Raw genomic sequence first — 12,274 nt, 5'->3', positions numbered from 1 at the left:
AAATATATCGACTTACCGACAAAAAACGACAACAAAAATGAGACTGCTCCCCCCTTTTTATGCTTCTATATCCGTTTTTCATTCTATTTTTTCTACGATATGACCTTCCTCATTCCACTTTACTGCACGGTAATACGCGTCATGATAAAAAGTGAACCAAGCATCTTTTTCAGCGCCATACTTCATCCACTTTTGCTTATTTTCAATTGATGTCATCGGATAATCATCATAAGCCATTACCCATAATACATTTTGATGGGCGTGCGTCGGCAATAAGTCTGCTAAATGCAGCATTGTTTCTCCTTTGCTTTCTAAAGCAATAACTGCATGTCCATCACTATGACCGCCTGTATGCGCCATTTTTATTTCATCTGTAATTTCTATTTCTTGCTGAAACGTAATAACTTGGTCTACAATCGGCTCCCAATTTTCCTTCCAATATGTATTACGGGATCTAATATTTGGATTCCTCATTTCATTCCACTCTGTTTCGCTTACGTAAACTTTCGCATTCGGAAAAGCTGGCACAAGGTGATCCCCTTCCCATTTTGTTAAGCCGGATGCATGATCAAAATGAAGATGCGTCATTAAAACGCAGTGTATATCCTCAGGCTTTAATCCTAGTTTTTCTAATGACTCATAAACCGATGATTCTTCTGTTACACCTTGGTTTCGCTTCATTTTCTCACTCAATTTACCGTTTCCTATTCCGGAATCAATGAGCATGTTGCCATCTTTCGTTTGTAAAAGTAACGGATCTGTTCGTAAATAAATATGATTTGTATCATTATGTTTATATTTACGTGACCAAAGTACTTTCGGCACAACGCCAAACATTGCTCCTCCGTCTAAATGTGTGTTCCCACCTTTTAGCCAAGTCACTTTTATATCTCCAACTTGTAACTGTTCCATTTTTCATCCCCCTTTTCTTTTAATACTAACATAAAATTCTGATTATTTTAGATACAAAAAACCTATGCATTACTGCATAGGCTCTGTACGATATTTTGCTTCTACTCGGTAAATGCGATGACCTTTACTAGAGAATTTCTCTTCGTACTCAGTCATAATGTTACCTTCAAAGTCACTGTTATGAAGATCTAAGCTTAAGTAAGTTAGTAACATACCATACTCAGCCATACTCATAAGAGAATATTCAAATAAACCTTGGTTATCTGTTTTGAAATGAATTTCTCCGCCTTCTACTAGCACTTCTTCATAATTGCGTAAAAACGTTTTATACGTTAAACGACGCTTCGTATGACGTTTCTTTGGCCATGGATCTGAGAAGTTTAAATAAACGCGATCAATCTCACCTTTTGCAAAGAAAACTGTTAAATCTTCAGCATCTTTATTAATTAACTTTAAGTTCGGTAATTCTTCTTCAATTAATTTATCAAGTGCGTCTACAACAACACTTGTGAATTTTTCAATTCCAATATAATTAATATGTGGATTGGCTTTTGCCATATCATACATAAAGCGGCCACGACCTGTACCTACTTCAATGTGAATGGGTTGCTCATTTCCAAATACTTCTTTCCAGTTACCAGCGCGCTCCTCTGGGTTGCCGATTACGATATGTGAATACTCATTAATTCGATCCATTGCATATGGTTTATGTCTTAAACGCATAGATGTTTCCCTCTCTTTACATAGCTATTTTAAAGGAATAATTCCTTCTTTCTGTTTTTAATCAATCTACCAAACAAAAAACCAAGTACGTACGAGCACTCGGTCCGTTTCTTTCAAGTATAAGATGTACCATTTTGATAAAAACTACATACAGCATTAAACATTCCATGACGAAACAGCTTTTTCTCTTACTTTTCTAAGAAGAGAAAAACAATCGAAAGGATGATCCGTTCATGCCAATTAATCAACAACATCAATTAGAAGTGCTGAAAGATATTTTAGTCAATCACCAAAGTGATTGTTGCGGGACAGTTTCTGAATGCGAGCAATTAGAGCGTCTCATTCAATCGTTACTCGCAAACGATAATATAAGTAGTGACGCTAAAGCAATGCTAAACGATGTATATTCTTATAGTCAATCGGGTAAATCTTCCTCTAATTTGGACAACCACATTTCCAATAATCAAGAACAACTTACTCAGTGGATTGCTGGAATGGACAATTTTTCTTAAGTATTACTCTGAAGCAAGTAGTTGCTGTAAATATTGATGCCAATATTCAGCTTCTGCTTGCTGCTTTTTTGTTGTATGCCATTGAATAGACAAAATCGTTTGTGCTATCACATACCATCTCATACGTTTAAGCAGCGATTCATCCATTTCAATATCATAGTAACCGAGCCACTCACTCCATTCTTGGCGCGGAATGTACCAATATAATAACATACCGAGGTCTAGAGCTGGGTCAGCAATTACAGCTCCATCCCAATCAATTAAAAACAACTCATCTTCATCTGACAATAGCCAATTGTTATGGTTTACATCACAATGGCATACAACGAATTCATTGTATTCAATATCCTTTAATGAATCCATTAAATATTGAAGACCTTGCTGAATTGTTTCCTCATCCCTTATATCTCCTCTTAAAACGAGTTGCAGCTGTTGTAATAACTCTTGTGCGTGAAGCGGCTGCTTCCCAAGTCTTTGAATCATCTGCACGAGTGCTTTAGAGGAGTGTATTTTTTTCAAAAGTTTCGCAACACGTTCTAGTTTCATATCCTCTGGCTCTAGCTTCTGTCCCGGAAGCCATTTTTGAGCAGAAATTACATCACCGTTCGTTACCCTTCTTGTCCAAAGTAATTTTGGAACAATTCCTTCTGCTGACAATACCGCTAAAAAGGGCGATGTATTCCGCTTTAAAAATAACTTCTGTTGTCCGTTTTGCGCAATATATGCATCGCCCGTTACTCCACCAGCCGGTACAAGACTCCACTCTTTTCCTAATAATTGTTCCAACCATTCCATATTCATTACCCGTTAACAAATCCTTATCTTTTATAGTTATGAAAAGAAAAACCGCAACATTTCTACACATGTTGTGGATTCATATATTTTACTGTAAATGAAAAGAAAACTTGGCATAAGCCAAAAATTCTCTATTTTATTTTACAAAACCAGCTATAGAATGACAACTTATCAAAATCGTCACCTTTGTCAATTCTACATTTATTACATTCTCATCGTCAAGTAGCGATTTGTCACATTATCGTCAATATATACGTGCTAATCGGAGCGAGCCTAAGTTCCTTTCCTCTAAATGAAGAAATTGGCTCTATTTTCGCTAGCTTTTCGTTTACTAACACATGCCACATTTCTTCTTTCGGAAGTTGCACCGTTTTTGCTTCTAAACTGCTATTAAATAAAACGACAATCTCTTTCCACGGTCCAAACGACTCTACGTGCTCTAAATGATGTGCAAGTACTTCTGGAGATGTTTGCAAAAAGGTCATGTGCTTTTTTATTAGGTCTGCATTTTGTAATCGGAATGCTCCGTGCTCTTTACGAATCGCAATTAAACCTTTTATATAGTTAACGGTCTCTATCTCTTTCTCTTTTCGATCCCAATCTAATTGATTAATTTCATCATTTGCATTATAACTATTTTCATTCCCTTGCTTCGTACGATAAAACTCTTGCCCAGCATGTAAGAAAGGGATGCCTTGCGACAGAATCACCATTGCAGTTGCTAGCACGTGACGTTTTTTCAAAACCTCTTCCGACTCTTCATTACTGCGCATGAGTTTATCCCACATCGTCATATTGTCATGGCATTCTACATAGTTTATGCTTTGCACAGGCTCTAGAAACAAACCTGTTTCTTTCATACTCAAAAGGCTTCCTGATGCAATATATTGCAAATGATTACAGTCTACATACCCACCAAATGCAAAACCACGTTTATTTATATGAAAGGTACTCCCTTTTATCCCATCACGAAATTGATCATTAAATTGCGCAATATGCGGCATTTTCTTTGCATTATTTAACGTTGCCTTTTCCTCTGGAGGAAGTGGTGTTTGTAGATCCCATCCTTCTCCTAATAGCAGTGCATCTCGCTTTATATTTCGCACTTCTTTTTCTATTATATTTATTGTATCAACATCTAAAATTCCCATTAAGTCGAACCGGAATCCATCAACATTGTACTCCGTAAGCCAATATAAAATAGACTCTACAATGAATTTCCTCATCATTTTCCGTTCAGATGCTATGTCATTTCCGACTCCCGTCCCATTAGAAGGCATACCATTTTCACCATGACGAAAATAATATCCTGGGACAAGCTTTTCAAATGATGAGAGCTCTCTTTCATACACATGATTATATACAACATCTATAATCACCCTAATGCCATGCTCATGAAATGTTTCAATCAGCTGTTTACACTCTACGATCCTGTTATACGGGTCAGAGGGATTTGTAGCATAAAATCCCGTTGGCGCATTGTAATATAATGGATTGTAACCCCAATTATATGCAGAGGAAGGGTTTGCCTCATCTACACCACCGAAACAATATAAAGGTAATAGTTCAACATGTGTAACACCCAAATCTTTTATATGAGACAAACCTGTTAACGTCCCATTTCGCCCTGTCGTTCCTTCTTCCATTAGTCCCTTATATGTTCCTTTTTTACTCACTCCACTGCCCGGATGAATAGTAGCATCACGAATATGCAGTTCATACAATATGGCATCTGTCATTGCTTGTAATGGTGGTAATTGCCCTCGCTTTGCTACATTCGTCTTTTCCAAATCAATAACAACGCCGTACTTCCCATTTACAGTCACTGATTTTGCATAAGGATCCACAGCTTCGTTCCATATTAAATTTATACAAACAAGAAATGTATACTTTTCCCCTGCTAAATCACCGTGCAATGTATGAGCCCAAACTCCATTTTCTTCTCTGTACATTTCGTAATCTGTATATTCTTTATCATTTTTATAAATTCGTACTTTCGCAAGCCTCGCAGTTGGAGCCCATACTTTAAATGTAGTTGCTTCCTTTTGGTGCACTGCCCCTAAATCTGTACCTTCGTAATAATACTTTTCATCGAAAATCGCTGTTCTTATGACAGCACCTATTTGTAAATCTGTTTCTTCATTCCGTTCATCTCGTACTGTATAATACTTCCCCACATCTAGCGGCTCTTCTATAAAGCACTCATACTTCGTTGCATCCGGAAGCGCAATTGTATGAGCAATCGGTAGATCTTTCACGTTACTTCCTTCTTGCAAACGAAATGTCCGACTTGTTCCATACGCATGTGGGAGCAAAATTGTAATTTTATTCATTTCATCTAAATAGGCATCAAATGGACGTTTTACTTTCAACATAAAAAAATCACCATCATTCTTAAAGTTAAAATGAAACGAGCTGCAAATGATAAGGCTTTTCTTATCAACGAAGCCCTATACAGTAACACATTGTTCTTTATAGTATATTCACCTGTATAAAAAACGTTTTCATACATTCTATTTTTGTAATTTTATTTCAGCAATTGCTTTATATTTCGGTGTCTCCTTTACATGAGATTCGTATAAAGTAATCGTATCCGCTTGAAATGATATTTCAGGCACTTCCTTTATATGTTCTAAATCAAACTTTTCTTCTCCTACCCATTTACGGGCAACAGTAATATGCGGATGATACGGGCGCGTTTCTAAAGAAAATCCATTCTCTTCACACATAACGTGTACTTGCTTTTGCAATTGAAACAAATCTTGATTTTCGCTTACCTTTGCCCAAAAAATACGCGGCCTGTCTTCCATACCAAACGTTGAAAATCCTTGTAATGTGAACAATAGTTCTTTCATTTCTATAAGTGCTTGTAATCCATTCTTTATTCCTTCTAATTGTTCCTCTGTCGCACTACCTAAAAACGAAAGGGTAATATGATAGTCTTCTTTATGTACCCATGAACGAAATGGTAATTCCTCTTGCATTTCCTCTTTATAGTTAGACAGCACTTCTTTTATATGATTTGGTAACGTAATTGCGACAAAATAATGCAGTTCCATGTACATCTTCTCCTTCTTTCTATTGTTGCTTTTCTTTCTTATCTCATTCCATTAAAAAGAATCCAACTTCCCTACAAGTCTAACCAAGTTCAGGTCGCGTTAATAGATGAAATGATATCTACATTTCGACAAGGAACATCTGCTTACCAACAAACGGTACGTAATAGAAAACCGTCCCAAAGTATGTATCGGGACGGTCTTTTATTATTTATATATCCATTACTTCGCTAATTCATAAATTGCTTGCGCATAAATTGCTGTTGCCTTTAATAAGTCTTCAATTTCAATATACTCATCTTTTTGATGTGCAAGTTCTTCTTTTCCAGGGAACAATGGGCCAAATGCAACACCAGCTTTTAACGAACGAGCGTAAGTACCACCGCCAATTGCTAATAGTTCTGCTTTTTCACCTGTTTGTTCTTCATATACGCGCTGCAACGTACGAATTAATACGTGTTCTTTATCAACATGATGCGGGCGAGAGTTCGAATAATCCGCCACTTCAAATCCATGAGTACCCACATATTCTTTTAACTTTGCAATCATTTCTTCAAAGTTAGTTGTAACTGGGTAACGTACGTTTAATCCTAAATTACCACCATTCTCTTTCGTATAAGAAAGGCGACCAACATTCACTGTTAATGGACCACTAACCTCATCTTTATAAGCGATAGTAGCCTTTTCACCATAAATATCACCAATAAATGTTTCTGCTGCAAATGTTGCAAACGAAGCCCCTTTTCCATCAAGAGCAACTTTCGTTAAGAAGTTTGCCAGTAATAAACCTGCATTCTCGCCCTTCTCTGGAGTAGATCCGTGAGCTGAAATTCCTTTAATTTGCAACGTTACTGTATTACCTTCTACAATTGCTTCACCTATTTTTTTAGCAGTTTGTAAATACTCTTCATATGCTACTGTAAGTGCACTTACATCCTCTCCTGTAACAACCGCTTCTGCAAAATCAGGAACCATATTTAAACGGCGACCTGACTCAAATGAAACAAGTTCATATGTACCTTTCTTCTCTTCACTACCATTTTGCACAACTTGTATATCAGAAATTCCTTTTTCTGCATTAATAATTGGAAAGTCCGCGTCTGGCGCAAAACCAATTGTTGGCATTTCTTCGTTTTTAAAGTAGTGATCTACACATTTCCAATTACTTTCCTCATCTGTTCCTAAAATCATACGAACGCGTTTTGAAAGAGGTAATCCTAATTCTTTCACAATTTTCATCGCATAGTAAGCTGCCATCGTTGGGCCTTTATCGTCAATTGCACCACGTGCAAAAATCTTTCCATCACGAATATCTGCACTATATGCAGGAGTCGTCCAGCCATCGCCTTCTGGTACAACGTCAACGTGACAAAGAATACCTACTAATTCTTCTCCTTGTCCCATTTCAAGATGACCTGCATACCCTTCTAAATTTTTAGAAGTAAAACCTTCCGTTTCTCCTTTATGTAACATGAAAGATAAAGCTTTTTCTACACCTTCACCGAATGGTGCGCCCTCTTTCGCTGACTCTTCTTCCCACACACTTTTAATTTGTAAAAATTGTTGTGTATCACGAATTAAATCATCTTTTCGTTTTGCAACTTCTTCTGTCCAATTAATTGCTGACATCACGCATCCATCCTTCACTATATTGTTTCTTTCATCATAACAAACCGAAATCTCTTATGCCATACACGAAAACTAAATACCGAACAATTGTAATATTTCAGATATTTCTCATTAGTTTTTCTTTTGTTTTTTCAAAAAAATTTGCAGGAATTTGGCGTTTTACGTAGAATTTTATGTGTTAGTTGACTGACCATATATACAATGTCAACTACCAATATTTTTCTATATGAATATTTGTTAAATTTCTGTAAAATTTAAGTAGATTAAAGCATGAATTTTATCATGTAGAGTACAATGGTAGTAACGACCTTCTTTCCTGAATGGGGTCAAAAAAACTAGTAGAGGAGTGGTTTTCTCTTGAAACCTACAACTACTCGTATGCTAACACGCATTAAATCAATTTATATGTACATCAATGAAAACGGAACGGTAACGACGAAAGACCTTGTAGATGAGTTCGGGATCACACCGCGAACGATACAACGTGATCTAAATGTGTTGCAGTTTAATGAACTCGTGTATAGCCCTTGCCGCGGTAAGTGGACAACAACAGGAAAGAAAGTGAGAATGACCTCATAACGAAAAATAATTGTATGTAAATAAATACATACCCCTTTCTAACTCATTAGAAAGGGGTCTTTTCTGCGCCTAAAAATAGCACTATTTCTCAGTATCTACTTGATATGTTTTTAACATCTCTACTTCTTCATCTGTTAGCTCACGGTATTGTCCAAGTTCTAGCTCTTCATCTAACACTAACGGTCCCATCTCTGTTCTCTTTAGGTAGACTACTTTTTTCCCTACCGCTTCAAACATACGCTTTACTTGATGGAACTTTCCTTCTGTAATGACAAGCTCGATTTCAGAAATATCATCGCTTTTTAATATTGTAAGTGCACCTGGCTTTGTTTCATAGCCATCATCTAAAATAACACCTTTAGCAAACTCTTTTACATCCTCTTCTGTTACTACTCCTGCAACGTGTGCATAATATTTTTTCGGCACATGCTTTTTCGGAGATAACAATTGATGTGATAACTTTCCGTCATTTGTTATTAATAAGAAACCTTCTGTATCAATATCAAGTCTTCCAACTGGGAACGGATTAAAAATCGCATCTTCTAACTCTAATAAATCTATTACCGTTTCATGATTATCATCTTCTGTCGCTGAAATAACGCCTTGTGGTTTATGCATCATTAAGTAAACAAACTCTTTATATTCCACAACTTCACCGTGAATCATAACTTCTTGTTCTTCTACATTTACATGAACCTTTGCATCTTTCACTGATATGCCATCAATTTTTACAACGCCGTCTTTCAATAATTTCTTTACTTCTTTTCTACTTCCATATCCCATATTTGCTAATAATTTATCTAATCTCACGTTTTTCACCTTCTTTATTTATCATAGAAAAGGGGACGTAATTACGCCCCTTTTGATTTCAACTTTATTTTGAATCTATTGCCAAGTTTACGTTGGATCTTCTCTAACGCTTCTCCGCCAAATACTCTTTCAAGTACTCCTGTGCGAATTGCTAACAATCCGTAAACAAGACCACCAATACTTGCACAAATCGCAACCGTAATAAGAGCACCCATTCGGCCATCAGGCGAAATCATGAAGGATAGAATCCATTGTGATAATTTCACAGTAACGACCATTACAAGTGTTAATACTGCAATTTGGAACGTTCTCTTATATACAACACCGAATGAATAGTGTGCGTATTTTTTAATTTGTCGATTTGTGTACCAAACAGAAGCTAGGAAACCAACAGCTGTTGCTAGAATCGCCCCTACTGTACCGAAATAACGAATAAAGATTACGTTACATACAAATTTCAAAATAACACCCATTATAAGTGCGATAATCGCATGCTTTTGTTGGTTAATACCTTGCAGAATTGCCGCTGTTACTGTAAATAAAGCAAATAACAACGCAACCGGTGCATACCACATTAATACTTGTCCACCTAATGGATCTGAATCGTAAAATGCAGTATAAATCGGATAGGCAAGTGATGAAATACCGACAACCGCTGGCAATGTTAAGAACATATTTGCCTGGAATGTTTGTGTAATTTGTAACTTTAAATAACGGTATTGCTTTTCAGTAAATGATTTTGTAATCGCTGGTACAAGTGTTAAACTAAACGCCGTCGCAAGTGATACAGGAATCATAATTAATTTATGCGTCCACATTGTGAAAATACCGAGTGCTCGCTCTGCAATATCACCTTGGCCAATTGCTTGCATAATTGAGTTAAATGTCAATGTATCAATTTGTTGATATAAAGGAATTGTTAACCCAATTACAACGTAAGGAATCGCATATGCAAATAATTCTTTAAATAATTGAACAGTACTCACTGTCGATTCTGGTACAGTTTGTTCAATTAAATATTGATCCAAATGTTTTTTACGTTTTAGCCAGTACCAAATGAGTACACCGAGCGCTCCAACTGCTGAAACGAACGCAGCAAATGTCGCTACCCCAACTGCTGTTGCAACTGTACCACCAAGTACTTTAATAACGATAAAACTACCCGCTAATAAAAAGACGATACGAATAATTTGTTCAATAATTTGCGAAACAGTAGTTGGTCCCATCGACTGGTGACCTTGGAAATAACCACGAATTAAACTCGCTGCCGGTACAACAATAAGCGCAAAACTTACAAGACGAATAATCGTCGTAACTTCTCCTATATTACTGTGTACACTTTGTTTACCAAGCATTGCTTCTGCAAACAACGGCGCCGTCATGTACAGTACTAGGAATGAAAGAACTCCTGTTACTATCATCATAACCATTCCCGAGCGGAACATTCTCCGGCTCGTTTTATAATCGCCAAGCGCATTATATTTGGAAACGAATTTTGAAACAGCAAGCGGCACCCCTGCCGTTGCAATACTTAAAAAGATTGTATATGGAATATATCCATATGTATAGAGCGTTCCGCCTTCTGTCCCTACTAATGCATGAAACGGAAAGACGTAAATCATGCCTAAGAACTTCACTAAAAATGTCCCTAACGTAACGATAAGCGTTCCGCGCAGAAATTTCGAATCGGACATACAAAAATCCTCCTACATCTACATAAAGTGAAACTATAATAAATTGAACTATTCGAGCATTCGAGAACTATTAGACTTCCCCTAACGCTTAAGGTTTTAGTCCTATGGCCCACAAACAGCAGGATAGTGCTGAACTCTAACTTTTGTATTGTACCACAATTCTCTCCTTAAGCAGTACTTCACTCTATTTTTCTTTTAAGGGAAAACATGCTATTCTTTTAGGCAGGAAATGTAGAAAATGAGGTCGATATATTATGCATTATGATGTTATTGTCATCGGCGGCGGGCCTTCTGGGCTAATGGCTGCAATCGGTGCTGCAGAAGAAGGCGCAAGCGTCTTACTTCTTGATAAAGGAAATAAACTAGGGCGTAAACTTGCAATTTCTGGTGGCGGTCGCTGTAACGTAACGAACCGTCTACCACTTGATGAGATCGTTAAACATATACCAGGAAATGGCCGCTTCTTATACAGCGCTTTTTCTATTTTTAATAATGAAGATATTATTACATTCTTCGAAAATCTCGGTGTAAAACTGAAAGAAGAGGATCATGGCCGCATGTTCCCTGTTTCAAATAAAGCGCAATCGGTAGTAGACGCACTTTTAACACGATTAAAAGATTTAGGTGTAAAGATGCGTACGAATACACCTGTTGAAACGATTGAATATGAAAACGGTCAAACGAAAGCAGTTGTACTAAAGACTGGCGAAGTGTTAGAAACAAACCACGTCGTTATCGCTGTCGGCGGAAAATCAGTTCCGCAAACTGGTTCTACTGGAGACGGATATGCTTGGGCAGAAAAAGCTGGTCATACAATTACAGAATTATTCCCAACAGAAGTACCAATCCTTTCAAACGAACCATTTATTCAAGACCGTTCACTACAAGGACTCGCTTTACGAGACGTAAACTTAAGCGTATTAAACCCGAAAGGAAAAGCTATCATTTCTCACAAAATGGACATGCTCTTCACTCATTTCGGCTTATCTGGTCCTGCTGCCCTTCGCTGTAGTCAATTCGTTGTAAAAGCACTGAAAAAGTTCAAAACGAAGACAGTGCAAATGAGCATTGATGCGTTGCCAGAAGAAAATAGCGAGCAACTATTCCAGCGCATGCTGAAACAAATGAAAGAAGATCCGAAAAAAGGAATTAAAAACGTGTTAAAAGGTTATGTTCCTGAACGTTACTTCCTATTCTTATTAGAAAAAAATGAAATTGATGGCAGCGAGCAAGCTGGACAAGTTTCTCACGAAAAGATTCGTGCACTTGTGAAAGACTTTAAAGAATTTACTGTGAATGTAAATGGTACGCAGTCAATTGAAAAAGCATTCGTTACTGGCGGCGGTGTATCCGTTAAAGAAATTAATCCGAAAGAAATGTCTTCTAAATTTACGAACGGCTTATATTTCTGCGGAGAAGTTCTTGATATTCACGGTTATACTGGTGGTTATAACATTACATCTGCCCTTGTTACTGGTAGAATTGCTGGAACAACAGCTGGAGAAAACGCAAAAATGAAGTATTAAAAAAAGAAACAGGGATTCCTGTTTCTTTTTTTATAGGT

Annotated in this window: 11 protein-coding genes; 3 read left to right on the top strand and 8 right to left on the bottom strand. The window is 37.0% G+C overall.

Annotated features, from left to right (window positions below):
* Positions 1 to 78 precede the first annotated feature (78 nt).
* Together MR079_RS25395 and trmB are read right to left on the bottom strand one after the other, a co-directional pair.
* Positions 79 to 912: a YtnP family quorum-quenching lactonase gene (locus MR079_RS25395; RefSeq protein ID WP_242294859.1), complete on the bottom strand. Its 834-nt coding sequence runs from the start codon at positions 910 to 912 to the stop codon at positions 79 to 81.
* A 69-nt stretch (positions 913 to 981) separates the two neighbouring features.
* Positions 982 to 1,635, bottom strand: coding sequence for a tRNA (guanosine(46)-N7)-methyltransferase TrmB (gene trmB / locus MR079_RS25390; protein ID WP_001239380.1), 654 nt, complete (start codon positions 1,633 to 1,635; stop codon positions 982 to 984).
* A 233-nt stretch (positions 1,636 to 1,868) separates the two neighbouring features.
* Between trmB and MR079_RS25385 the strand changes: the two genes are divergently transcribed.
* Positions 1,869 to 2,147 carry a YtzH-like family protein gene (locus tag MR079_RS25385; RefSeq protein WP_001122234.1) on the top strand — a complete coding sequence of 93 codons (279 nt, stop codon included), beginning with the start codon at positions 1,869 to 1,871 and terminating at the stop codon, positions 2,145 to 2,147.
* A gap of 3 nt (positions 2,148 to 2,150) precedes the next feature.
* On the opposite strand, the gene MR079_RS25380 is transcribed toward MR079_RS25385, so the two are convergent.
* From MR079_RS25380 to pepV, 4 genes are all read right to left on the bottom strand, one after another.
* Positions 2,151 to 2,948 carry a phosphotransferase family protein gene (locus MR079_RS25380; protein WP_001055736.1) on the bottom strand — a complete coding sequence of 266 codons (798 nt, stop codon included), beginning with the start codon at positions 2,946 to 2,948 and terminating at the stop codon, positions 2,151 to 2,153.
* A 227-nt stretch (positions 2,949 to 3,175) separates the two neighbouring features.
* Positions 3,176 to 5,317, bottom strand: a complete 2,142-nt coding sequence (pulA, locus tag MR079_RS25375; RefSeq protein WP_242294858.1) for a type I pullulanase — start codon at positions 5,315 to 5,317, stop codon at positions 3,176 to 3,178.
* Positions 5,318 to 5,455: 138 nt separating this feature from the next.
* The gene (gene thpR, locus MR079_RS25370; RefSeq protein ID WP_062822642.1) at positions 5,456 to 6,001 is read right to left on the bottom strand and encodes an RNA 2',3'-cyclic phosphodiesterase; all 546 of its coding nucleotides are present in this window, start codon (positions 5,999 to 6,001) and stop codon (positions 5,456 to 5,458) included.
* 219 nt (positions 6,002 to 6,220) lie between these two features.
* The gene (pepV, locus tag MR079_RS25365) at positions 6,221 to 7,627 is read right to left on the bottom strand and encodes a dipeptidase PepV (RefSeq protein WP_242269731.1); all 1,407 of its coding nucleotides are present in this window, start codon (positions 7,625 to 7,627) and stop codon (positions 6,221 to 6,223) included.
* Between the two features lie 357 nt (positions 7,628 to 7,984).
* Between pepV and MR079_RS25360 the strand changes: the two genes are divergently transcribed.
* Positions 7,985 to 8,206 carry a DeoR family transcriptional regulator gene (locus MR079_RS25360; protein WP_000805512.1) on the top strand — a complete coding sequence of 74 codons (222 nt, stop codon included), beginning with the start codon at positions 7,985 to 7,987 and terminating at the stop codon, positions 8,204 to 8,206.
* A gap of 81 nt (positions 8,207 to 8,287) precedes the next feature.
* On the opposite strand, the gene MR079_RS25355 is transcribed toward MR079_RS25360, so the two are convergent.
* Positions 8,288 to 9,016 carry a pseudouridine synthase gene (locus MR079_RS25355; RefSeq protein WP_001234935.1) on the bottom strand — a complete coding sequence of 243 codons (729 nt, stop codon included), beginning with the start codon at positions 9,014 to 9,016 and terminating at the stop codon, positions 8,288 to 8,290.
* Between the two features lie 41 nt (positions 9,017 to 9,057).
* A complete protein-coding gene (locus tag MR079_RS25350) occupies positions 9,058 to 10,710 on the bottom strand; it encodes a putative polysaccharide biosynthesis protein (protein WP_242294857.1) in 1,653 nt (550 codons plus the stop codon).
* Between the two features lie 254 nt (positions 10,711 to 10,964).
* Here MR079_RS25350 and MR079_RS25345 point away from each other — a divergent pair, with 254 nt between their 5' ends.
* Positions 10,965 to 12,236 (top strand): BaiN/RdsA family NAD(P)/FAD-dependent oxidoreductase, encoded by a 1,272-nt coding sequence (locus MR079_RS25345; protein WP_029440169.1) that lies wholly within the window; start codon positions 10,965 to 10,967, stop codon positions 12,234 to 12,236.
* Positions 12,237 to 12,274: the final 38 nt, after the last annotated feature.

This window comes from Bacillus cereus group sp. BfR-BA-01381 (assembly GCF_022663555.1).
GTDB classification, from domain to species: domain Bacteria; phylum Bacillota; class Bacilli; order Bacillales; family Bacillaceae_G; genus Bacillus_A; species Bacillus_A pacificus.
This window is presented reverse-complemented; position numbering and strand designations above follow the sequence as displayed.

Coding starts and splice junctions, on each gene's coding strand:
- MR079_RS25345 (WP_029440169.1), top strand. CDS start 10,965: ATGCATTATGATGTTATTGTCATCGGCGGCGGGCCTTCTGGGCTAATG.
- MR079_RS25380 (WP_001055736.1), bottom strand. CDS start 2,948: ATGAATATGGAATGGTTGGAACAATTATTAGGAAAAGAGTGGAGTCTT.
- MR079_RS25395 (WP_242294859.1), bottom strand. CDS start 912: ATGGAACAGTTACAAGTTGGAGATATAAAAGTGACTTGGCTAAAAGGT.
- MR079_RS25385 (WP_001122234.1), top strand. CDS start 1,869: ATGCCAATTAATCAACAACATCAATTAGAAGTGCTGAAAGATATTTTA.
- pulA (WP_242294858.1), bottom strand. CDS start 5,317: ATGTTGAAAGTAAAACGTCCATTTGATGCCTATTTAGATGAAATGAAT.
- trmB (WP_001239380.1), bottom strand. CDS start 1,635: ATGCGTTTAAGACATAAACCATATGCAATGGATCGAATTAATGAGTAT.
- pepV (WP_242269731.1), bottom strand. CDS start 7,627: ATGTCAGCAATTAATTGGACAGAAGAAGTTGCAAAACGAAAAGATGAT.
- thpR (WP_062822642.1), bottom strand. CDS start 6,001: ATGGAACTGCATTATTTTGTCGCAATTACGTTACCAAATCATATAAAA.
- MR079_RS25350 (WP_242294857.1), bottom strand. CDS start 10,710: ATGTCCGATTCGAAATTTCTGCGCGGAACGCTTATCGTTACGTTAGGG.